The following is a 23641-nucleotide window of genomic DNA, read 5'->3' as shown; positions in this document are numbered from 1 at the left end:
ATTGGCGATATTTCGCCTCATTTCGTAACATTTGGCCTTATTCAGGAAATAAAACGATATTTTTCGCCATAATTCTTATGAAAAATCGCGTGGAAATTGTTTTGAAATGATGCAAATTTCAAATTTGAAAGAAAGAAATTCTATTTACCTTTGAAAAACAACTTGCAGGATAAGGTTATTTTCCAACACAACTCTTAAATCATGGTTAATTTTTCGTTTAGCGCAACCCGCTTCACGGAGATGAAATATATTGTTGGCGGGGGCAAATAATTTTTTGGCAAGCGCTATTGTTTATTCCCGCTATTCTTTGCTGTCGCGATACTGTCTCAGCCAGAAAAATTCTTATCTGTTTCAATCAATTGCGGCATATCTATTGAGATTATCCCTTAAAGATTTCCAATGCCATACGCTTCATAGACACCACGCTATTCGAGAAAAGTGGCTAATTTCGTAAAAATCTCCGCTAGATCTATCGAAACAAAGCTCGGCCGGTTTTAAAAATATTTTAGCCCGAACAATCACTATTCTTCTCCGACGCTTCCATTTTGAAGCTTGCTCAACGTGTCTTCCAATCAATTCCGGCAAGTATCGGAAACTGTAATAGAATTAAAAAAAGCTGCCGGAATTGATCCGGCAGCTTTTCCTTGCATGAAATCTTTGTTCTTTCCATCCATTCAGTGACGGAAATGGCGCATACCGGTAAAGACCATTGCGATATCGTTTTCATCGGCTGCTGCAATCACTTCATCATCGCGGATAGAACCGCCAGGCTGGATGACCGCTGTCGCGCCCGCTTCAACTGCCGACAACAACCCATCGGCAAACGGGAAGAAAGCGTCGGATGCGACAACCGAACCCTTGGTCAAAGGCTCGCTAATACCGGCGATTTTAGCCGCATCCAGCGCTTTATGAGCGGCTATACGGGCTGAGTCCACGCGGCTCATCTGACCGGCACCAATGCCGACTGTTGCATTATCCTTCACATAGACAATGGCATTCGATTTCACGTGTTTGGCAACCTGAAATGCAAATTTGAGATCGCGCATTTCCGCTTCGGTCGGTTGGCGTTTTGTAACCACTTTCAAATCGAGATCGTCAATCACACCATTATCACGCGTCTGAACCAACATGCCGCCCGATACGGTTCTCATTGTCAAACCGGGAGCGCGCGGGTCAGGCAGGCCGCCGGTAATCAGAAGACGCAGATTTTTCTTCCTGGCAATGATTTCGCGAGCCGTTTCTGTAGCGTCCGGTGCGATAATAACTTCGGTAAAAATTTTGGTAATTTCGGTAGCGCAATCTTCGTCAAGCGGACGGTTCAGCGCGATAATACCACCGAAAGCAGAAACAGAATCGCAAGCCAAAGCTTTGAGATAGGCTTCTTTCAACGTTTTGCCTTTGGCAACCCCGCAAGGATTTGCATGTTTGATAATGGCGACCGCTGCACTCTTTTCCGGATCGAATTCGGCAACGGTTTCAAAGGCTGCGTCAGTATCATTGATATTATTATAGGAAAGCTGTTTTCCCTGTAAAACCTGTGCGGTTGATACACCGAAGCGCTTTTCACCGGTCAGATAAAAGCCGGCTTTTTGATGCGGATTTTCGCCATAGCGCATAATCGTTTCAAGTTCGCCGCCAATTGCGCGCCATTTCGGCGTATCAATTTCAAGTGTTTCGGCAAACCAGTTCGATATTGCTGCATCATATGAAGCTGTACGGGCAAAAGCACGGGCAGCCAGCATGCGACGGAAAGAAAGCTTCAGACTGCCTTCATTTTTATCAAGTTCGGCCAATACCAGATTATAATCATCCGCATCTGTCACAACTGTAACATAAGCGTGGTTCTTTGCAGCGGCACGAATCATTGCCGGCCCCCCAATGTCGATGTTTTCGACAATGGTTTCATTATCGGCACCGGAAAGTCTTGTTTCCTCGAACGGATAAAGATTGACAGCAACAAGATCAATGCCGACAATTCCGTGTTTTTTCATTGCGGCCTGATGTTCCGGATCATCACGGATTGCAAGTATGCCTCCATGAATTGCCGGATGCAGAGTTTTGACCCGACCATCCATAATTTCCGGAAAACCGGTAACTTCGGAGACATCTTTGACAGGCAAACCGGCTTCAGCCAGAGCCTTTGCAGTACCGCCTGTCGAAATAAGCTCGACGCCATATTCATGAAGGCGCGTTGCAAAGTCAATAAGGCCGGTTTTATCCGATACGGAAATAAGAGCCCGACGCACCCGAAGCAAATCGGGCGCGGGAATGTGTTTCGATGTCACAGTCATAGTATTGTTCCTGAAATTTACGCAGAAGAAATAACCTTAACTGCCATAGCACAGGAAGTTGAAAAAAACACTCTATGAAAAGAAAAGTGAACGGTTTTGACTTGAAACTTTTAGATAAGCTCTTTTCAAAATACCTTCATTTCCAAGTCAATTACTTAGCTTGCTCCGGTAATACGTGTAAAACGCCAACGGATTTTTTCGGTGAGAACCGGCCGAAAATTCAAGACAATCTGACGTGTTCTTCTGGGACCGCTCGGATCTGCAAAGTCGATTGAATCTTCAAGCTGTATATCGGCATCGGGAGAAATAAAATTCCACGCGTCTCCCTTCAAAACTTCCAGACGCAAGCTGTTACCATCATGGCTCACCTCGACATGGGGATGAAGATGGAACCGCACCGCTACATTGTCACGACCATCGCTTTTGATGGATTTTCCGGCAGGTGCGAAAAAGGAGTCATAGCCGTCGATAATATTGCCATTGGATGTAAGCAGCAATCCACGTTCGTGAATCATATTGAATGATGCGAGATAGCCGTTATGACTTGCAACAAAACCGACACGGTCCGGTTCTTCAACGCGTTTGATATTGACAATTGTCGGGCCGCTTATAAGTGCGGCGCGGCTATTGCCTTTGCGCTTATGGAATTTACCGGAAGATGTATCGTTCAGTGTTGCCGTCGAATGGGCTGCGGTTGCCCGCGCCATCAAAGCATAATCGTCCGGTCCATATGGGTCGATTCCCGCATTGATAATGAAACGGTCGGCACCTGAGGACATTTCAAAGGAAAGGCAACCTGCGGCCGCTTGATAGGAAACCTGACGCGGTGGAATTGTTCCGGTATCGGCAATGATCGTTGTGTTATTGGCGTAAAGTCTCTGATAGCCGGAATAAGGCGCATGTGAAAAAGGCATACCGGCTGTCTCGTCAAGTTTCAGAACAACTGCCAACCTTTCCGGCAAAACCGGCCCCACTCCGTTAAAATGGGCAAGCGTCTGATCCTGATGAACAAAAAACCGCAAAGCCGGTAACATGCGTTCAACCGAATCAACCAATATTCTGGGTGCGGTCTCTTTGCTATGGGCATAAAGGTGACGCAATGCGATAAGATCGGTCAACAGGGAAAGCAATGTTGCGGGATTGCGCGAAATATGCCCGCCATCCGGCAAGATTTGCCGCGCCAAAGACCGCGCAAGCTGCATCTGGGAAGCCTTTTTCATGGAAGGTGATACAGGCAAAGAAACAGAAGCAAAACATAAAGCGATAGCGGCTTGGAGACGGTTTTCATCCTCATCCATATTGCGGATAGCCGTTCTTAGAAACCGTGCATGAAAGCCCAACGCACGCAAAAACCGGCGCTCGAAATTTTCATTTGCGCCATCAAGCAACATTCGTGCATGGCAAAGCCATGAAATCAGCCTGCGCGCTGCAACATCAGGGCGCCATGCCAAACCTTTGACATGTTTTCCGGACTGTTCAAGCCAGTCGTTAAGCAAGGAACGGGCATGGGCATTGGCAAGCGGCGTACGCGCTGCATCAAGATGCCGGAGCCAACTGAAATCGTTAAGTGCTGCTTCCCAAGCTGGCGTTGGCGGCTCGACCGCAAAAGGTGAAATTGAACCGGTTTGCACAATTCTTCCGGCAAGCGCAAAACGGCCATGATAGAATTCATGCGCCATTTCCGGATCGGCCAAATGAAGATCGACAGGTTCAGCCAGAATACGTTGCGGACGAAAACCGGAAAACCGCCAGCGAAATAACGGTCCGACACACACACGCCGCAACAAACGCATCGCAGCATAAAGCGCCGGCGATGTTTTATATTGCTGATCGATTGTGGTGGCCACGATAGGAACTCCATGAAAATGAACTTGAACCTATTTTCATGGATTAAGGTGAATGATTGGTTAATTTTGGTAAAAAACCCGCAATAGAACATCGAGATCAAATGAAGTGGTTGTCATCCATTATACCGGCAAAAAAGGCTTAAAGCTTGATAATGTGCTGGGGCATAAACCGCTATAGTGGCGCTTGAACTTTTAACTTTTTAAAATGCGTTCGGGCTTTTATTTTTAAAAACAAATTTAATTACTCTGCCAATTTTATGCGTCCCGCCTTGAAATATCGGCGTTGAAAATTCCGGATGCTGCCCATCAGCCATTTAAAATTCACAAAACAAACATTCAAAAAACTGAAGGTTTCAGTGCCCCATTTCTCTTTTGTCAGGACAAAGCGGCATGAAAATTGAAAATAATAGCGAGGTTACGAAAGGCTTAAGCAATACGTTTGAATCTCGCTGAAAAAAAGCCGTCCATGCCCGATAATGACGGCGTTTCCCCTTCAAGATCGGCGGGAGTGGTGCGTAAAACACCGTTTGGCAAAAGTTCTTTTCTTCCCCCCACTTCTTCATCACGGATTGGTACGAGCGTGATGTCACTGCGGCTTGAGAGGGCGTTATTGACGAGTTCTTCACCTTCCTGTCTTGCAATCGAACAATTTGCAAAGACAATCAATCCGCCAATTTTGACAAGCGAAATGGAAGCGACAAGAAGTTCAAGCTGTAATTTTGCAAGTTTTTCAATGTCACTAATATCTTTTGTCCATAAAATATCAGGATGTCTTCTGATTGTTCCGGTCGACGAACAGGGCGCATCAAGCAAAACAGCATCGAAAAGCTCTTCAGGTTTGAAATCTTTAAGGTTGCCTGCCCATGTTGCAACCTTCAAATCGAGCCGTTCCATATTATGTTGTAAACGCTTCAGGCGGTTTGCCGAAAGATCGATTGCCGTTACATGGGCGCCCTGAACGGCAAGCTCTGCCGTTTTTCCGCCCGGTGCTGCACATAAATCTGCTACAGCTTTACCTTTAATATTGCCGAGCAAGCGGGCGGGAAGAGAGGCGGCCACATCTTGCACCCACCATTCCCCTTGTTGATAGCCTTCAAGATCGCTTACCGCCCCTTCGACATGTTCAAGCCGGACTGTGCCATTGAAGAGAACATGACCACCGAGTTTTTCCGCCCATATTTCAGGGTTGCTTTTGACTGAAATATCGATTGGTGGTTCATTTGCCTGTGCAGCTATAATTTTTGCTGCCTTTTCACGACCATAGCTTTCGATCAACATGTGAGAAAACCATGCCGGAATATTTTCCGTTGCCGAACTTTGCACCCGTTCCTTATCGGCATTGCGGGCAAGTTTTCGCAAAATTGCGTTCACAAGGCCTGAAAAACGTTGATTGCGCGGGTCGCTTTTGGCGGCAGTAACGGCAAGATCAATGGCCGCATGGTCGGGAACGTCAAGATAGAGCACTTGCGCTGCCGCCACATGGAGAAGATGTTTTAACGACAGGGCATTTTGCGGCAAAGGCCGATCAAGATAACGCTCAAGAATTCTTTCAATATCGGCACGATGGCGAAGGGCTGCCCCCAAAATAGCGCGCACCAGCATACGATCGCGCATTTCAAGTGCCAAATATTGGGGATGCCCGTGCTCGTTATCGGTGAGGCCATCAAGCGATGTCTTTTTGTCGATCACTGCCGAAAGAAGACGGGCTGCTGCCAGCCTTGCCGGAAGTCCCGGAACAGGCACGGCGGATTTTTTTTCGGACAAACCGGATTGATGTATTTTATGTTTATTTGCCAATATCGACTCGTTATGACCATGGACCTTTCGGCGTGTTATTGCGCATCCATGACGGACGTTCAACAGTGCGGCGCATATTTTCCCATGGCGAACCGCTTGTTGTCGTAATATTCATTTCCTCGGCCTGTTTACGCAAAGCTTTTATGCGGTTTTCCGTTGAAGGATGGGTCGAAAAAAGACTATCCGCCCCGCTCCCATTCAAAGGATTGATGATAAACAGATGTGCTGTTGCAGGATTATGTTCTGCTTCCTCATTGGGAACATCTGCAACACCACGGGCAATTTTGTTCAAGGCCGAGGCAAGCCATAACGGATTTCCACATATTTGGCCGCCGCGTTTATCGGCCGCATATTCGCGTGTTCTGCTGATCGCCATTTGCACAAGCATGGCAGCAAAAGGTGCCACGAACATCGCAATAATTGTACCGATAATACCGGATGAATTGGAGTTACCATTGGAATCGCGGTTACTGCTGCCGAAAAACAACGCGAAATTGCCAAGCATCGAAATGGCTCCGGCAATCGAAGCGGTTATTGTCATTGTGAGCGTATCATGGTTTTGCACATGTGACAGCTCGTGCGCCATAACGCCGGCCAGTTCTTCCGGACTAAGCGCATTCAACAGGCCGGTTGTTGCAGCAACCGAGGCATGTTCGGGATTGCGTCCGGTTGCAAAAGCATTGGGCTGCGCGTTATCAATCACAAAGACTTTCGGTTGGGGAAGACCGGCTTTTTTGGCAAGGTCGCTCACAATCCGGTAATATTGGGGGGCGCTCCGCTCATCGACCTGATGCGCGCCATACATACTCAAAACCATTTTATCCGAATTCCAATAGGAAAACAGATTCATTCCGGCTGAAATGAGAAATGCGATCACTGCACCATTACTGCCGCCGATGAGGTAGCCGACGCCCATCAATAGTGCCGTCATGAAAGCAAGAAGCATGGCGGTACGCATAAAATTCATTGTCAAAAACTCCGATATAAAGCATATTTGCCCTATATGATGGTGAATATTTCCGTTTTCTTCAATGGAAGACCTATGAAAAATGACAGACAAACAAAAAGAACAAAATATAGAAAATAAAAATTCTGAAAAAAAAGAACTTCCCCCTGCAGCACAAAGAGCACTGAAAGAAGCCGAGGAACGGCGTAAAAAAGCCAAGAAAACCAATGCGCCGAAGGAAATCGGCGGTCGTGGTGGAAATGATCCTTCACGCTATGGCGATTGGGAAATAAAGGGAAGGGCTATCGACTTCTGATTTTTTGAAATTCGGTTCAAATAAATCCGGTTTTTTAAAAATAAATTCCGGATTTTTTGTGTATTATTATTTTTATATTATTCCGTCTAAATTGTTAAACCGGTTTTTCTTATATATTTTTTTGTTTTTATTTTGGATTTGCCAATTTTTATAACAAATCGAATGTTCGGGAAAGCGATTTATACAGCACGCTTCCCTGTTTTTATTTCCATATTTTAACGACAAATACGCAAAGTTTTTTATCAGGCTTGACCCCATACACCCCGCAATAGAGGCCGGAATGTTTAAAAAAGCTCATCGCCGGAATCTTTGAAAAGCCCGTAAATGAGGAAGTTTAAACTGCCTAATTGATAAATTGCCGCGCTTTCGGTTTGACAATTCATGCTGTAACGCTTCGCAACATATCAATATAGGGCCTTTGATAAAAATAACGAATGCAAAAAATTCTGTGTGCCGTTGATGGTCCACGCAAAATTCCAACAAAAACGGGCATCAAGTGCCCGTTTTTTTGACTTTTTTTCAAGACTTGCAGGAAGTCTCGAAAGCTTTAATTTTAAAAACTTATTCTGTCGGCTGGGCTGCTGCTTCTTCAGCAGGAGCAGCGGCGGCAGCTTTGGCTTCTTCTTCAGCCTGTTTGGCGGCAGCAATACGTTCCTGAGCTTTTTTGCCGGGCTGCGCTTTATTCGGATTGTTGCGGGGCTTGCGCTTGAAAAGACCGGCAGCATCAAGAAAACGTGCAACACGATCTGTCGGCAAAGCACCGTGACCCAGCCAATATTGGATGCGCTCGTTATCTATCTTTACGCGATCATTCTCGTCGGCAAGCATCGGATTCCAGAAACCGACACGTTCGATAAACCGGCCATCACGCGGGCTGCGGATATCGGCGATAACGATATGGTAGTAAGGACGCTTTTTTGAACCTGCGCGTGACAGACGAATTTTCAACGACATGTTTTATCTCCTATTGTCGGTTTTGGCTTTTGACCAATCGGTTTGCCGCCGGTCTTTTCGTGTTCCGGCAGAAATGTTTCCTTATTTTGAATGCAGTTTCAAAGCTGTCGCTTCGTGGTGACGAATGACTTCCTTGACGATGAAATTTAAAAATTTTTCCGCAAAATCGGGATCAAGATGGCTTTCTTCAGCAAGCTTGCGCAAACGCTCGACCTGCCGTTTTTCGCGTGATGGATCGGCGGGCGGAAGGCCATATTTTGCCTTTAATACTCCGACAGCTTTGGTGCAGCGGAACCGTTCGGCAAGAATATGCACAAGTGCAGCATCAAAATTGTCGATTGATTCACGAAGTTGCACAAGCTCTTCAGGAATTTTTGTATCACTCATAATTTTCAACGTTTCTTCGTTTTTCAATGCTTTTTCGGCAGGCCGGGAAGCCCTGGGAATTTCGTTCCGCTTGACGGCAGTCCGGGTAATGTCCCGCCACCAAGACCGGGAAGTTTGTTTCCAAGGCCTGCACTTTCAGCCTGTTTCTGAATTTTTTCCAATTGCTTGGGATCCATTGACGAAAGGTCGGGAAGACCACCACCCAAACCGCCAAATCCCAATTTGGCGCCAATGCCGCCCATCATCTTCTGCATCAGACCACCTTTGCCTTTGCCGCCCATCATTTTCATCATGTCGGCCATCTGGCGATGCATTTTGAGAAGTTTGTTGATGTCGGCCGCATTGGTACCCGAACCTTTGGCAATGCGTTGCTTGCGGCTATGTTTCAAAAGATCGGGATTGGCACGTTCTTCTTTGGTCATGGAAGAAATAATGGCCAATTGGCGGTTAAAAAGATTGTCGTCAAGACCGGCAGCGGCAATCTGGTCTTTCATTTTTCCGATGCCCGGCATCATGCCGAGAATGCCGCCCATGCCACCCAATTTTTTCATTTGCTTGAGCTGTTCGGCCAAATCGCTCAGGTCGAATTTGCCCTTCTGCATTTTTTTGGCAAGTGCGGCTGCTTTTTCCTGATCTATTGTTTCGGCGGCTTTTTCAACGAGCGAAACAATGTCGCCCATGCCCAGAATACGATCGGCAATGCGGCGCGGATGGAATTCTTCCAGCGCTTCCATTTTTTCGCCGGTTGCAATGGCCTTGATCGGCTTGCCGGTTACAGCGCGCATGGAAAGGGCAGCACCACCGCGCCCGTCACCATCCATACGTGTCAATATGATACCGGTAATGCCCACACGCTCGTCAAATGAACGGGCAAGGTTGACAGCATCCTGACCGGTCAGACTATCGGCAACAAGCAGGATTTCGTGCGGTGCGGATTTGGCCTTGATATCGGCCATTTCAACCATAAGCGGCTCGTCGATATGGGTGCGACCGGCCGTGTCGAGAATAACAACATCCTGACCGCCAAGTTTGGCAGCCTGAACAGCACGGGCAGCTATTTCGACAGGTGTCTGTCCGGCAATAATCGGCAATGTCGGCACATGAATCTGTTCGCCGAGCTGGCGCAATTGTTCCTGCGCTGCCGGACGGCGCGTATCAAGAGAAGCCATCAAGACTTTCTTGTTCTGTTTTTCAGTGAGGCGTTTGGCAATTTTTGCCGAAGTTGTGGTTTTACCTGAACCTTGCAAGCCGACCATCATGATAACAACCGGTGAAGGTGCATTGAGGTCGATAGAAATGCCTTCTGTGCCAAGCATTTCCACCAACTCGTCATGAACGAGTTTGACAACCATTTGCCCCGGTTTGATTGATTTCAAGAGATTGGCACCAACCGCCTTTTCACGGACACGGTCGGTAAAGGAGCGCACAACATCAAGTGCAACATCGGCTTCAATCAGCGCACGACGGACCTCACGCAGAGCGGTTGCAACATCCTGCTCCGACAAGCTTCCACGCCCTGTCAGATTGTTCAGAATAGTGCCCAGACGTTCCTGTAAGGAATCAAACATTGTCTACCTCTTTAATAAGCCAACAAACCCGAACCAAACAAAACACCCACCCGAGGGCGCATCGCGCTGTCGGATGTTGACCTCCGGGATCTCTTTATACCGTTACGGGTCCCGGTCGGTGGCTCCAAGTCTGATAAGCTTGTCGCAGATTTAAAGCGTCTTAAAACAGCAAAAGGAGCATCTTGTCAAGGTTTAAGCATATTGTATTTGATAAAGTGTAATCCCACTTGGTTTCAGAACCAACTTGTTATAAGCGGTAAAGTACATTTTACCTTACACAAAAGTCAGGTTTTAAGAAGGAACAGCTCTAATGTCTCGAATGTTTTGTAAAAGAGCGATAAAGGCCGGTTTTATCGGCTTGGCATTTGCCGCAACCACAGGAGTTGCCGTCGCGGCTCCGAAATGCGGAAACACTTCGGCCGGTTTTGAAAACTGGGTAGAGGCAACCAAACAGGAAGCAGCCGCAAACGGAATCGGCAAACAGGGCATAGCCGCGTTGAACAATGTGCATTATGCGCAGGCGACCATCAATGCAGACCGTGGCCAGAAAAGTTTCAAACTGAGCCTTGACCAGTTCATGAAAAAACGCGGCTCGTCAACCATTGTTGCCCGTGGCAGAGTGATGAAAAAGCAGAATGCGGCACTGTTCGACCGGCTTGAGAAAAAATACGGTGTTGCATCCGGTCCGGTGATTGCCATTTGGGGAATGGAAACGAGCTTCGGTTCCTATATGGGTAAACAACATACGCTGTCCGCCGTTGCAACATTGGCTTATGACTGTCGGCGCAGCGCATTTTTTACCGACCAACTCTATGCCGCTTTAAAGCTGATTGACCGCGGAGATTTCGACCCGAATTCTATCGGTGCGATGCATGGCGAAATCGGACAAACCCAATTTTTGCCGAAAAATGTTCTGCTTTATGGCGCCGATGGTGATGGCAACGGTCACATTGACATGATTAACTCGAAAGCCGACGCACTTGCTTCGACATTCAATTTCTTGCGTAACCATGGTTGGAAACCGGGACAGGGCTATCAACCGGGAGAACCCAATTTCGCCGCCATTCAAGGTTGGAATGATGCAAGCGTTTACCAGCAGTCGATTGCCATTATGGGTAAACAGATAGACGGCAATTGATGAAGCGCCTTGCCGTTTCATGGCAAATGGTATTTTTCCATTCCGCTATCCGGCAATAACTATAAAGTGGCGATAAAAGTCATATTTGTTAAAGTCTTGAAAGCCTGCCAATCCGGCGGGCTTTTTCTATAAAACTTTTGTTCGACAACGCGACCGGTTTGAAACGGACTGCCGCAAAGATTATTCTTCTGCCCTGATAAAATCACCGGTACGCCTGTCCATAATCCATAATTCGCCTGTCGCAATATCGAACCACGCTCCATGAAGGGCAAGCTTTCCCTGATCTTCCCGTCGTTTTATCCATGGGAAGGAGCGCAGATTATTGATTGAATAGCGGATGGAAATCCGCTCAAGTGCGGTTTGACGTTCACCCGATGTCATCAATGTATTGGTTGCAACCGCTTCGGCAGCCGGTGTCAATAGCCCCATCCATTTACCGATAAAATCGACCGATGAAAGGGGTGCTCCATCAAGGTCAAGTGCATTGCGTATGCCGCCACAACGCGCGTGGCCAAGTACAACAATGTTTTTGACTTTTAAAGACTGGACAGCAAATTCCAGCGCTGCCGAAGTTGCATGATATTCCTTGTCAGGGTGAAATGGCGGCACGAGATTGGCAACATTGCGCATAACAAATATCTCACCCGGATCGGTATCAAAAACAGTTTCCGGTGCAGCTCGCGAATCGCAGCACGCTATGACCATGGTCTCGGGCTTTTGCCCTTCATAAGCCAATTGTTTATAGCGCTCGCGCTCATGAGTAAAACGGCTTTTCATAAATATATGATAGCCGTTTAAAAGCTTTTCAGGGAAATCCATCATCAATCAGTCACTTGGCAATCATTGGGCAATCACTGGGCAATCACTTCACTTAACAATCACTGGGTAATTTTCGTTGTTCCCGCCTTTTATTTGTTTTTTGCCACTTCTGCCGTATCTTTGAGATAGCGCAACGTAACGCGCTCGGCGAGTGTGCCAAGCCGGTGCAGCCCGCTTTCAAGCATCAATTCGTAACCATTGTTCCTCGTTGTTTCCATGAGCATGGTATAAACAGAAGCCGTGGCAAAACGGAGAGCATCTTCTTCATTGTCACCATCAAGAATACGGGCAAGGAAAAGTGCCGCTGTGAGATCACCAAGCCCGTTGACCGGATCCCTCACCAACGGGTGTTCGGCAAGCAGGATGGATTTATCGGTCACAAGCAGATTGCCGGTGGCGTTTTTTAAAAGTGGCCATGCAGAAGTAACAAGAGTTGTCTTGCAACCCGTTTTTCGTGCAGCTTCAATAATCTCGTGATTGGTATCAAGTTTTTTCGACACAATCCATTCAAGTTCCGACCGGTTGGGTTTCAGAATATCGGCAAGCGGCAACAGTTTTTCGACTGTTTCTTTGGCGATGTCTTCCCCGACATAAAGCCCGCCTTCGTCCCCCAGAACCGGATCACAAAAATAGACAAGATGCGGATTTTTCTGTTTGAGCGTTTTGATAAGATCGGCGGTAATCTCGATCTGTTTGGCACTTCCGAAATAGCCGGTCATGACTGCTGCAATTTCACCCACCCATTTCGAGCGGATAATATCATCCGCCCAGGCTTTGAAATCGGCTACCGGAACGATCAGCCGGTGGGAAGGACCATGGCGCGGCTGCCATGTCATGCTGACTGTCAACATATCCCAAACAGCATATCCCATTTGTTCGAGAGCATTGACGCTCACACGTGTGCCGACCGAACCGCGAATGACATGACTTGAAATAACAAGAACAGATTTTCCAGAATTGCTCATCAACAATGCCTTTTTCATAAAACAAGCTTTTATTTAAAACCTGTTTCACTTTGCCACAAGTGAGAAATTGGTGACAATCGGCAGCAAAGTTCCAGCAATCAAATGGCGGAACCGGAATGGGCGGAAACGAAATAGTCTGAAACGGAATAGTCTGAAACGGAATAGTCTGAAACGGAATAGTCAAGGAATCTATAATAGCGCCATTTGGAAATTATCGTCGCTTTAGGTTCCTGAAATTACATATGACCAGTTTATAAAGATCATTTTTTGAAATATAAATTTATAAAAATTTTATACAAAATTCCAATATCATTATTTTATGAATTAAAAATCTTCATATAGCTCCAAAAAACAATTTATATATTTTAATGATTGAATTTATTTCAAATCGGATATTAAAAATTGTTTTTGTCATCATATCGGATCAATGTGTCCAATTTTAAAAAAGGCCAATCGCACTTCACCGTTTTTCACTGATAGTTGCAGAACCGGATCGCCCTTATCATTCTTTGGCATAGCGCTTAAAGCGAAAAAGATTGTTTTGAGATTGTCGAATTGTGAAGGAAATGTTGAACGGGCCGTTTGCATGAGCTTGTTCTGGTCACTTATTGCAATGTCGAATTTCGCATTGAGGTAACCTTCATCGTTGAAGGAAAATGGTCCCGAAACAGTTAACGCCCCGCCGGTTGCAAAACGCACTGTTGACGATTTCAAAAAACCTTTGTGACCGCGTAGTCGCTCGATCGGAATATCGTGGTTTTCGTCACTTGTAAAAAGGGATGAAGCTTCATCGAGTGTCCATTGAATATCGCCACTCATTTCCGGTATCGCCGTATTTTCATGCGGAACAGTCAAAGGCAACTGCAAATCGACAAATGTCAATCTGGCATCAAGATTGCTATTCAAACCATGAGCATCAAAACGCAGAAATTTTCCTGTTGTTCTGTCTTGTAGCTGGTCGGCATCTGTTCTGGTTCCAATTTCTAAGTCATCAGTCCGTAAACTGACAGCATCGGGGATATGATGGCTCATATCTGTTTCAATTTTCATATCACTCCACTTGGCAGAAAGTGGAACAAGACCCGGAAATTCGAGAGATATTGGGGAATTTAGCGACAATTCCAGCCAGCGGGGTGCATAAACCGGAGCACCGGTAATTATTTTCCCGCCGGAAAAAGCAAATCCTTTGACCAATTGCTGCAAATTGACTGTGTCGCAGGAAACGCCGATTCTGAGAGGATAGCCGGTTTTATGCATATTTTCACATATCGCAACAAAGCCGTTTTCATTATAGCTTGCCAATTGTCCGGAAACTTTTTCCTCGACCTTTGCTGCCAGAAAATACCAGAGAATCGAATAGAGAACGACAATCAGGACAATGGAAAAAATACCCCGTTTCAAATATCTGTGCTTGAGTGATTTACGGTGAGACACAAAGTCGGAGGAGGTCATCTTTCGGTTTTCTCGCAATTTCCATCAATGCCGGTTCGCCGATCATAGAGAATAACAACTTATATCTCCATAGACATTTATGCTTTTTTTAGTGCATATATCGATGTCTATAATGGTGCATGGAATAAGGATCGGCAGCAAATGCACGACTTTTGGGTATTCGGTTATGGTTCTTTGATGTGGAATCCGGGTTTTACCTATGATTTTATGTCGCCTGCCCGCCTTTATGGCTACCACCGCTCTTTGTGTATCTATTCCAACCATTATCGCGGAACAGTAGAAAATCCGGGACTTGTTTTAGGACTTGATCGCGGTGGGTGTTGCGACGGGCTGGCTTTCCACGTTCCGGTAGAGGATACTAAAAAAACCTACGATTATCTGATTGAACGTGAACAGGTAAACAGTGTCTATATCGAAAAGATGAAGCCGATCTATTTGAAAGACGGTCGCGTTGTCAACGGGCTGTTCTTTGTCGCCGATCAATCACATGAGCAATATGCAAAAAAGCTTGATCCGGAAAATATGGCACTCATCATCCGCAAAAGTCACGGACTTGCCGGTTCCAACGTTGATTACGTGGTTAATACTGCGGCAAGTTTGAGAAAAATGGGCATTCCCGACAAGTCTCTGGAAAAGCTTGCAAAACTTCTTCAGGATTGACGAAATCCAATAATCGACAACCTTTAAAGCCGCTTCGGATATTACCGGTCAGGATTGGATGGTTTTTTCCGGATTGCCGAATATCTTGACAAGTGCCTGTTCGATCCAGCGGCGCAAAGCAGGGTCATAGACAAAACGCCCTTCCAGTTGCGATTTTGCACATTGGGCGCCCTTCAACTCCAAACGTTCCGCACCATGCACCACCCAACGCTGCATCATTGCACGTGTCAATTCGGAATGGAATTGCAACCCCCACGCATTTTCACCATAGCGGAAGGCTTGTGTGGGATAAGTGTTGCCCTTGGCCAGAAGTTCGGCACTCTGCGGCAAATCGTAAATGCCTTCGCTATGGAAATGATAAACCATTTTCGGCCAATCCATAACACTTTTGCCCCTTCCGGTTGCTTCGATCGGATACCACCCGATCTCCACCTCGCCATCGCTACGCGGTTTGACCACCCCGCCAAGATTTCTGGCAAGCAATTGCGCCCCAAGGCAAATACCGAGAAACGGTTTATTTTCTTTAAGGGCTACCGAAATCCAGTCCATCTCGCGATTGATAAAGGGCTCATTATCATTGGCACTCATCGGGCCGCCAAAAATAATGGCTCCGGCATAATCTTCCAATGTTGCAGGCAGACAATCCCCTAACACCGGACGATAAATGCTGAGTTCAAACCCGTTTCGTTGCAAGATTTGCCCGATCCGGCCTGTGGTTGAAGAGGCCTGATGTAACACTACCGCTATTTTTTGCTTTTTTTCTTTCGGGTAGAAATTTTCTTCTGCCACTGACATTTTAATAAAACGACCTATTCATTCTCTATGGGGGCTTCCGGTTTTTCCGTAAGTTGTTTTCTTTGCCCCGCCATTTTTTTCAATTCCAGACGATCCTTGCGGTCAACCCCGATCATTTCGGCAATTCGCCAGATCAGTGTGTCTTCCAATTCGTAAATATAACCATCGGCATATGCAATTTCCCATAGCAATCCTATAAATTTGATACATTCCTGACGCGTAAGGTGGCGTTTCAATGTCGAGGTAAATTGGAATATATCAAGACTGTCACGATTGGCTGCTTTTCCTGCTTCGATCAATGCCTTCAATTCGGATCCGGCAAGCGCGAACTCATGGGAAATAATATCATAAAGAACTTTTTTCTCTACACCCTGTTCCTGACCATCCGCATCGACAACGTGAAAAGCAAGGGCGACCGCCGCAACGCGTGGGTCATCATCGCCAAACACGTGATTGGTATTTGCAAGCGATTGTAAAAAATCTGTCAGATGCTTTAATATCAATCCCTGCCCTCGCCTTTTCGGAATAGGTTGATGTGGCACGACGCCATTCAACGAGAAAATACAAAACGTTCGGCTTTATTCTTTATCCGGATTCTTTATCCCGTTTTAGATTTTTCATCCGGTTTTAGGTTTTTCATCCGGTTTTAGGTTTTTCATCCGGTTTTAGATTTTTTATCCGGTTTTAGATTTTTTATCCGGTTTGAAACCCGATATTTTTACAATCGTCCCAACAGGAAACCATCTGCAACCGGTTTTCAAACTTTTGGCCGATTTTTGGTAATTTTTCAAACCTTATTTCTTATGAACACCGGGATCGTCGACATTAATGCGCGTAACATCGACAGGTGTCTCCGGTTTTGACGGGTCAACAGCATCGACAATCATTATCGGTTTTGTGTGGAATGCTTGCGTTCCTTCCCCTTCATGGTTCCCGATTTTTTCCGATCCGATTTTCGCTTCCGCTTTGAGCGCTCCGCTCTTTCCGGTATTGGATGCTTTTTTTGCCTCCTTCGGCGATTGTTCAATGGCAGGAGGTATAACTTCATCCGGATTTAAAGTCAGTCCCGGATTGCGTGAGGGGGCTTGCCACCGGAAAACATCCAATTTGCTGCTGATCGGTGAAACCGGTTGCCATTTTTCAAAGATTTTGCCATCCGCCATCCAAACCGGATCATGGTCGGCGCGCACCGCCAAAGATAACCATTGACGTACCCGCCCCTGATCGCCGCTTTGCGCTTCTTCAATATCGGCAAGCAACAGATAGGCACTCTCGCGAGGAGCAATTTTTAACGCTTTTTCCGCCTGATCGCGCGCAAGCTGCAATTCTCCCGCATCAAAAGCCGATCGTGCAACAATATAGAACGATTCATAGGCTTGCGGATTTTTTTGGAAAAGTGTTCTCGATTTTTTCAAGCGGTCGACAGCACGTTCTTCGCCATCGAGATAAAGGCTTGCCAAATCACCATGGGGCGAGGTTTTCCATAAATTTTCTATGAGCCTGTCAGCTTTGCCGATTTCATGCTGGCGATAGAGAATATCGGCAGCAACCAATGTTGCCGGAACAAATGACGGTTCGAGCTTTTGGGCTTTCAATGCTGTTTTACGCGCATCGTCGGGATAATATTCAAACATATCCTTTGCCTGACCGGTCAAAAGGACAACACGTTTATGCGTCAGTTTTTTATCTGCCCGTTTCGAGCGCGGCAGCGATTTCACCTCGCGGTCAAACAGCGCAATGGCTTTATCCCATGCCCCTTCCGAGCATAACCGGTCGAGCATTGCCTGATTGGCCCATGTAACCGAAGGAGCAACGAGACTTGCTTTTTCTGCATATTGACCGGCCGCTTCATAAGCGCCCGATCTCATGGCTTCACGATAAAGCCCGTAAAACCCCGCAAGTTTCGTTTTCGGAGACTTGCTCATTTCCTCGTAAATGCGAAGTGCATTGGGAACATCGTTTTCTGCAAGCAAGGTTCTTGCTTCCAGAAGTTTTACCAGAGGTTCGTTGTCGCTATCGAGATAACGGGCAACCCGTTTGTTCATCTGTTTTGCAGTGTCAATATCACCGGATAGAATTGCCAACAGCCCGTTCGACAATGCGTCACGACCTTTTTTCTGCCGTTGTTCTGCGAAATGACGCGAAAGCCTATGGGGTGCAGAAAAGATAGATTTCAGGAGCCAGAGCAACAACAAGACAATGACCACAAGCAGAACAAAGGCAATCACGGCTGTCAGAACCGACACTGTTACCCGGCTTGAACCAAAATCCATCACCAGATCTCCGGGATTGTTTGCAATCCACGCAAATCCGGCACCAAGAATTGCTACCACAAGAACATAAAAGAGTACGCGAACCATTTTTCTGAATACTCCTCTAATTCAAATCTTGTGCTTTGGAAGGAGACATAAGCTTGCTTAAAATCTCCGATAAAACCGCATCGGCATCACGCCGCATTTTCAATTTTGTTATAAAATCCGATGAAACATCCTTGGCATTTTGGGGCAAATTCTGCCACTCGCTCAAAGCACGTTCATTATCGCCTTTTTTAATTGCGACTTCCATTCTTGCAGCAATTGCCGGTGCATTTTCTCCCTCTACATTTCCGACCGGACGGGAAGCAACCAGACCTTTTGCACTTGCCCATAATTTTTGACCGAAACCTGCGTCACTTGCAGGTTGATTTTCAGTTCGGGCAATTTCATCGGCAACATGGGCAAATTCTTGCGAAAGTTCGGCCTGATTGGGAACACCCTTATCGGCATATTGTTCGAGGTTATCGAGCGAAGTCAAATCGGGCGCAAGATTTTTGAGCATATCAAGCTCGGCTGCATAGGAACCACCGCGATCAATCGCATTTTTAAGTGCATTGGCCGCTGTTATCGACGCAATGTCCTTCCCCTGAACAGGGTTCTTGAATTCACTTTTTACCGCTTCGATCTCATTCTTCAAATGATCTATATCTTCGGCATTTTTATGAGCCAAATCCAAAGCCTCACCGGATTTTTCCGATATTGCAGAGACTGATTGCAACCGGTTTTGAATATCATCAAATTTCGTTGTCAAAACTTCGGCGGCCTGAGGATTGGCGTTATCACTTCCCAATGAGTTGACAACATTGTTCAATGTTTCAACATTGTCGATAACGCCCGACAATTGCTCGCCCATTGCATTGGTTTTGCTATCGAGTTCGCCAACAGAAGAAACAACTTTATCAAGTGCTTCGCGGTCTTCCGAAGAAAGTTCGGCGGTAATTGCAGCACCATCTGTCGCATTCTGTTTGAGACTTGAAATCCGGTTTTCAAGTTCAGCCAATCTGGTTTGTGTGGAACTATCCTGACGGGAAAAGGCCGGCAACAAACCGCTCCACTGCACCCCCGCTCCAAGAATGAGGGCAATAACACCACCGGCAACACCTGAAGCAAAATGGCTGAAACCGCCTGTTTTTGCACCGGTGGATTTTTGTTGTCTCGAAGCTGTCGAAGCGCCATTGTTTTTTTCATCGGCACGAGAGGTCTGGTCACTTGCCATTTTTACCTCGTTTTTTTCTCTGTTGGTCACTGGAGTGGTTTTTCTATTGGCGGAGGTTTCCGCACTATATGTGGCAGATGTTTTTGTTTCGGCTTTTGCGACCGATGATGGTTTGGCTACAGCAGTTTTCCCGTTTTTCCCCGAAGCTTCCGCCATCGAATTTTTATTGTTTTCATCAAAAGCGACAGGCTCGGCTTCCGGAACACCGGTCTTTTCCGAGTGAATGGCCTTTTCCGCGTGAAGATCGACAACCGGCGGCTTACGGGTTTTCCCCGAATGCCGGGATTTGGCCTTTGGTTTTTGAGGCTCTGCCATTGCTCCTCGCTTTCCTTGTTTAATCTCTCGCCAGAATATGGGCGTGAGATGAAAGAATGGTTTAAATCACCTGAAAATATTGAAAATAGTTTAAGCCAATATTGCCTTCAAGCCTTCTAACATCGCTTTCTCGTTCGGTTCATATGCTATAATCGGTGCATTCAAAAATGTTTTCGGAATAGCATTTGCTATACGCATCGAAAGACATAAAAGTACCGTTGATTGATTAATATAGCCGCCAATTTGTTCAAGACCAGAAGCTGCCATCGCCGAATAGAGCATAACGGCCTCGATTTTTTGCGGAATCTTACGTTTTTGTTGTTCATCAAGCCTTATCGGTACTGTATCATAAATTTCGATCAGCTTTAAAAATTTGTATTTTTGCCGCAAATGGTCTTCAAGATCGGGTCTGCGCACATGACCGGCAAGATAAAGAAGATGATCGGTCGAGGCTCTTTCTATTCGATGACCAAGAGTTCGTGCATCAGGTGCAACAACCGCAATATTGGTGAAACCTGCTTTTTTGGCCGCTTCTGCCGTTTGTTCCCCGACAAGATAGAGAGGTTTTTGGCGAATTTGGTCCAATAAATCCCTTTTCGCATATAAAAATGCCGATTCACTTGTGGCAATAACAGCATCGCATGAAACCTCGCAACGGGTGGCAGGTAACGCGATGGTTTTTGATAAAGGCAAAACATAGGGAAAGAAATTCAAACGACGCAAATGTTCGGCGGTTCGCGTTGCACCGGGTTCAGGACGCGTCACCAGAATGACCATAAAGGAAAACTCCATTTCTTAAAAAAGCCGAAAGATAAATCCGGATTTATCTTTTTGCTTTATAACATGGCAAATTCTATTCGATAGAACTGGTTATTTGATAGAACCGGTTTTAAAATCGTTGTTTTCATGATAGCCAAAAAAGCTAAAACTGACAATTGATTGTCCTGATAACAACTTTGCTAATGATCTTGGTGACAGACAAGATTACGTTCAAAACCATAATGGAAAATATCTTTGAAACGGCTTTCGGAAAGGTGCTTGAGGCGCAAAATGCGTGTTTTAGGAATTGAAACGAGTTGTGATGAAACGGCGGCCGCTATTGTCGAACGTGACGAAGGCGACAAAGCACATATATTGAGCAATATCGTTTGGAGCCAGATTGAAGACCACATTCCTTATGGTGGCGTTGTTCCGGAAATTGCTGCACGCGCGCATGTCGAAATTCTTGACGGGCTTGTCAAACGTGCCCTTGAGGAAGCAAACACCGGACTTCAGGATATTGATGCCATTGCCGCAACAGGTGGCCCTGGACTTATCGGCGGATTGATTGTGGGTTTGATGACGGCGAAAGCACTGGCTCTTGCGGCAAACAAGCCCTTTATTGCAGTCAATCATCTGGAAGGCCATGCGCTGACTGCAAAACTCACCAATAATCTTGACTATCCCTATCTTCTGCTTCTTGTTTCAGGTGGTCACACACAGGTTATTCTGGTCAAAGGATTGGGTGATTATCAACGCCTTGGCACAACTATTGACGATGCATTGGGGGAAGCTTTCGATAAAACCGCAAAGCTTCTTGGCCTTCCCTATCCCGGTGGACCGATTATCGAAAAACTGGCCGCTCAGGGCGATAATCAAAGAATAGAACTGCCAAGACCGTTGAAGGGTGAAAAACGGCTCGATTTTTCATTTTCCGGTCTTAAAACTGCGGTACGACAAATTGCTCTGGAGATGGCACCTTTAAGCGACAAAGATATTGCCGATATTGCAGCCTGTTTTGAACTTGCTGTGACCGATACACTAAGCGACCGTGTCGAACGTTCACTTGCCGTTTTCAAAAACGAATATCCTGATAAAGAGGCTTGCCTCGTGGTTGCCGGTGGCGTTGCATCAAACAAAGCCATAAGAAATTGTTTGCAACAATTGTGCGATGCGCACGGGTTCAGATTTATCGCACCACCAATCGGCCTTTGCACCGACAATGCGGCCATGATTGCCTATGCAGGGCTACAACATTTTATTCACGGCGACTATTCATCCTTCGATATTGCCCCGCGTTCGCGCTGGCCACTTGATGAACAGTCATCGCCATTGATCGGTGCCGGACGACGGGGAGCCAAAGCGTGACCAAAACTTCCAAAAAAATCGCCGTGATGGGAAGTGGCGCATGGGGGACAGCGCTTGCTGTTCTGTCTCGTAATCTGGGGCACAATGTCTCGCTTTACGGGCGCAATCCCGAAACCGTTGAAAAAATTAACAGCCAGCACATCAACCCCTATTATCTTCCGGATGTGGTTTTACCCTCCGGCATTTCTGCGACAACAGATGCAGGAAGTGCACTTTCTTCTGCCGATCTTGTCCTTGCGGTTATTCCGGCACAGGTTTTCGCCTCTGCCTTGACCGGTTTTGCCCGCTTCATTCCCGAAAAGACACCGATTGTTCTGTGCGCCAAAGGCATAGAACAAAAAACCGGACGCTTTATGTCCGACATTGTTGCAGATATTTTGCCCGATCACAGTTTAGCTGTTCTTTCCGGACCCAGTTTTGCCGAAGATGTCGCCCGTGGTTTACCGACGGCGGTAACCATTGCTGCAAAAAATATCGACCTTTCCCGCGAGATTGCCAATGTATTTTCGGGACCGGTTTTCCGTTGTTATGCAAGTGATGATATTGTGGGCGTAGAAATTGGCGGATCGTTGAAAAATGTTCTTGCTATTGCTGCCGGTGCGGCTGCGGGGCGAGGTTTGGGAGCAAGTGCACAAGCCGCTCTTGTAACCCGCGGTTTTGCCGAGTTGCGCCGTATCGGAAAGGTTATGGGCGCGAAAGCCGAAACCATGACAGGGCTTTCGGTATTGGGCGATCTTATCCTCACCTGTTCATCGTCGAAGTCGCGTAATTTTTCTTATGGTTTTGCACTTGGACAAGGGAAATCGACAGATGGTTTGAAACTGGCGGAAGGCGTTGCTACCGCACCCGGTGCTGCCGATTTATGCAAAAGAAAAAATATCGTTGCACCGGTTATTGATGCTGTCGCCAACCTGCTTGACAGACGTATCACCATCGATCAGGCTGTTACCGCACTTATAACTCGCCCATTGAAATCGGAGGATTAGACAATGCTTTACGCCGTTATCTGCAATGACAAAAAAGACCATTTGCATATTCGTCTTGAAATACGCCCGAAGCATCTCGAATATTTGAAAAGCCTTGGCAAAACTCTCAAATTTGCCGGTCCGTTTCTTGATGCTGATGAAAAACCCGATGGCACTTTGGTTGTTGTGGAGGCAAAATCACCGGAAGAAGCAAAAAGTCTTGCCGAAAACGACCCTTATGCAAAAGCCGGTCTCTTCAGTGATATGAAAATCCGTCCGTGGCGCTGGAGTGTCAATAATCCCGAGGAAGCTTAAATGGCTTATTGGTTATTCAAATCCGAGCCATTCAAATGGTCGTGGGACATGCAAAAAAATAAAGGCGCCGAAGGAGAACAGTGGGACGGTGTGCGCAACTATCAGGCACGCAACAATATGCGAGCCATGAAACTTGGTGACAAAGGCTTTTTTTACCACTCCAATGAAGGGCTGGAAATCGTTGGCATTGTCGAAGTTTGTAAAACCGCCCACCACGATTCGACCACCGATGATCCGCGTTGGGAATGTGTCGATATTTGCGCTGTTTGCGACATGCCGAAACCCGTTACTTTGAAAGCTGTCAAAGCCAATCCGAAACTTGCCAATATGTCTTTGGTGACATCCATGCGCCTTTCGGTGCAGCCGGTACGCGAAGATGAATGGTTGGAAGTCTGTAAAATGGGAGGGCTTTTACCGGCTCCTTGACAATTCCTTAGCAGAATTGCCGTTAGT

22 protein-coding genes are annotated in these 23641 nt (G+C 46.4%); 7 read left to right on the top strand and 15 right to left on the bottom strand.

All coding sequences use genetic code 11. From position 1 onward, the window contains the following. Positions 1-674: 674 nt before the first annotated feature. The 4 genes from purH to htpX form a co-directional block, all read right to left on the bottom strand. Positions 675-2291 carry a bifunctional phosphoribosylaminoimidazolecarboxamide formyltransferase/IMP cyclohydrolase gene (purH, locus tag H3S94_RS04515; RefSeq protein WP_198240391.1) on the bottom strand — a complete coding sequence of 539 codons (1617 nt, stop codon included), beginning with the start codon at positions 2289-2291 and terminating at the stop codon, positions 675-677. Between the two features lie 155 nt (positions 2292-2446). After that, a complete protein-coding gene (locus H3S94_RS04510) occupies positions 2447-4084 on the bottom strand; it encodes a heparinase II/III family protein (RefSeq protein ID WP_077994716.1) in 1638 nt (545 codons plus the stop codon). 480 nt (positions 4085-4564) lie between these two features. Next, a complete protein-coding gene (locus H3S94_RS04505; RefSeq protein WP_246786431.1) occupies positions 4565-5902 on the bottom strand; it encodes an RsmB/NOP family class I SAM-dependent RNA methyltransferase in 1338 nt (445 codons plus the stop codon). Between the two features lie 43 nt (positions 5903-5945). Further along, complete coding sequence (gene htpX, locus H3S94_RS04500; RefSeq protein WP_198240390.1) at positions 5946-6902, bottom strand: zinc metalloprotease HtpX; 957 nt, start codon at positions 6900-6902, stop codon at positions 5946-5948. An 82-nt stretch (positions 6903-6984) separates the two neighbouring features. Between htpX and H3S94_RS04495 the strand changes: the two genes are divergently transcribed. Further along, positions 6985-7197, top strand: coding sequence for a DUF1674 domain-containing protein (locus tag H3S94_RS04495; protein ID WP_198240389.1), 213 nt, complete (start codon positions 6985-6987; stop codon positions 7195-7197). A 561-nt stretch (positions 7198-7758) separates the two neighbouring features. Here H3S94_RS04495 and rpsP read toward each other — a convergent pair. The 3 genes from rpsP to ffh all read right to left on the bottom strand — a co-directional run bounded on the left by rpsP (position 7759) and on the right by ffh (position 10106). Then, positions 7759-8151: a 30S ribosomal protein S16 gene (gene rpsP, locus H3S94_RS04490; protein ID WP_198240388.1), complete on the bottom strand. Its 393-nt coding sequence runs from the start codon at positions 8149-8151 to the stop codon at positions 7759-7761. An 81-nt stretch (positions 8152-8232) separates the two neighbouring features. After that, complete coding sequence (locus tag H3S94_RS04485; protein ID WP_077994720.1) at positions 8233-8538, bottom strand: chorismate mutase; 306 nt, start codon at positions 8536-8538, stop codon at positions 8233-8235. 23 nt (positions 8539-8561) lie between these two features. Continuing rightward, complete coding sequence (gene ffh, locus H3S94_RS04480; RefSeq protein ID WP_077973207.1) at positions 8562-10106, bottom strand: signal recognition particle protein; 1545 nt, start codon at positions 10104-10106, stop codon at positions 8562-8564. A 319-nt stretch (positions 10107-10425) separates the two neighbouring features. Between ffh and H3S94_RS04475 the strand changes: the two genes are divergently transcribed. Beyond that, positions 10426-11244 carry a lytic transglycosylase domain-containing protein gene (locus H3S94_RS04475; RefSeq protein ID WP_077994184.1) on the top strand — a complete coding sequence of 273 codons (819 nt, stop codon included), beginning with the start codon at positions 10426-10428 and terminating at the stop codon, positions 11242-11244. A 180-nt stretch (positions 11245-11424) separates the two neighbouring features. On the opposite strand, the gene H3S94_RS04470 is transcribed toward H3S94_RS04475, so the two are convergent. The 3 genes from H3S94_RS04470 to H3S94_RS04460 all read right to left on the bottom strand — a co-directional run bounded on the left by H3S94_RS04470 (position 11425) and on the right by H3S94_RS04460 (position 14480). Next, positions 11425-12066 carry a carbonic anhydrase gene (locus tag H3S94_RS04470; RefSeq protein WP_198240387.1) on the bottom strand — a complete coding sequence of 214 codons (642 nt, stop codon included), beginning with the start codon at positions 12064-12066 and terminating at the stop codon, positions 11425-11427. An 86-nt stretch (positions 12067-12152) separates the two neighbouring features. Further along, entirely contained in the window at positions 12153-13028 is an 876-nt protein-coding gene (gene pdxY / locus H3S94_RS04465) for a pyridoxal kinase (protein WP_198240386.1), read from the bottom strand. Between the two features lie 414 nt (positions 13029-13442). Continuing rightward, positions 13443-14480 carry a DUF2125 domain-containing protein gene (locus H3S94_RS04460; protein ID WP_198240385.1) on the bottom strand — a complete coding sequence of 346 codons (1038 nt, stop codon included), beginning with the start codon at positions 14478-14480 and terminating at the stop codon, positions 13443-13445. Between the two features lie 141 nt (positions 14481-14621). Between H3S94_RS04460 and H3S94_RS04455 the strand changes: the two genes are divergently transcribed. Next, positions 14622-15140 carry a gamma-glutamylcyclotransferase gene (locus H3S94_RS04455; protein WP_077994195.1) on the top strand — a complete coding sequence of 173 codons (519 nt, stop codon included), beginning with the start codon at positions 14622-14624 and terminating at the stop codon, positions 15138-15140. A 48-nt stretch (positions 15141-15188) separates the two neighbouring features. On the opposite strand, the gene H3S94_RS04450 is transcribed toward H3S94_RS04455, so the two are convergent. The 5 genes from H3S94_RS04450 to H3S94_RS04430 form a co-directional block, all read right to left on the bottom strand. After that, positions 15189-15935: a glutamine amidotransferase gene (locus H3S94_RS04450; protein ID WP_198240384.1), complete on the bottom strand. Its 747-nt coding sequence runs from the start codon at positions 15933-15935 to the stop codon at positions 15189-15191. A 14-nt stretch (positions 15936-15949) separates the two neighbouring features. Next, positions 15950-16438, bottom strand: a complete 489-nt coding sequence (locus H3S94_RS04445) for a TerB family tellurite resistance protein (RefSeq protein ID WP_198230345.1) — start codon at positions 16436-16438, stop codon at positions 15950-15952. A 291-nt stretch (positions 16439-16729) separates the two neighbouring features. Beyond that, a complete protein-coding gene (locus H3S94_RS04440) occupies positions 16730-18295 on the bottom strand; it encodes a heme biosynthesis protein HemY (protein ID WP_198240383.1) in 1566 nt (521 codons plus the stop codon). Positions 18296-18311: 16 nt separating this feature from the next. Next, positions 18312-19781 (bottom strand): COG4223 family protein, encoded by a 1470-nt coding sequence (locus tag H3S94_RS04435; RefSeq protein WP_198240382.1) that lies wholly within the window; start codon positions 19779-19781, stop codon positions 18312-18314. Between the two features lie 90 nt (positions 19782-19871). Continuing rightward, entirely contained in the window at positions 19872-20558 is a 687-nt protein-coding gene (locus tag H3S94_RS04430) for a uroporphyrinogen-III synthase (protein WP_198240381.1), read from the bottom strand. A 273-nt stretch (positions 20559-20831) separates the two neighbouring features. Between H3S94_RS04430 and tsaD the strand changes: the two genes are divergently transcribed. The 4 genes from tsaD to H3S94_RS04410 are packed head-to-tail and all read left to right on the top strand — an operon-like array spanning position 20832 to position 23614. Continuing rightward, positions 20832-21908 (top strand): tRNA (adenosine(37)-N6)-threonylcarbamoyltransferase complex transferase subunit TsaD, encoded by a 1077-nt coding sequence (gene tsaD, locus H3S94_RS04425; protein WP_198240380.1) that lies wholly within the window; start codon positions 20832-20834, stop codon positions 21906-21908. After that, positions 21905-22894 (top strand): NAD(P)H-dependent glycerol-3-phosphate dehydrogenase, encoded by a 990-nt coding sequence (locus tag H3S94_RS04420; protein WP_198240379.1) that lies wholly within the window; start codon positions 21905-21907, stop codon positions 22892-22894. Before tsaD ends, H3S94_RS04420 begins: the two co-directional genes overlap by 4 nt. Before the next feature lie 3 nt (positions 22895-22897). Then, positions 22898-23188 (top strand): YciI-like protein, encoded by a 291-nt coding sequence (locus H3S94_RS04415; protein ID WP_077994210.1) that lies wholly within the window; start codon positions 22898-22900, stop codon positions 23186-23188. Beyond that, on the top strand, positions 23189-23614 hold the full coding sequence (locus tag H3S94_RS04410) for an EVE domain-containing protein (protein WP_198240378.1): 426 nt from the start codon (positions 23189-23191) through the stop codon (positions 23612-23614). Positions 23615-23641: the final 27 nt, after the last annotated feature.

It is taken from the genome of Bartonella sp. B10834G3 (assembly GCF_016102505.1).
GTDB lineage: Bacteria > Pseudomonadota > Alphaproteobacteria > Rhizobiales > Rhizobiaceae > Bartonella > Bartonella choladocola.
Note: the sequence above shows the minus strand (reverse complement) of the source record. Positions and strands in the feature narration are given on the sequence as shown.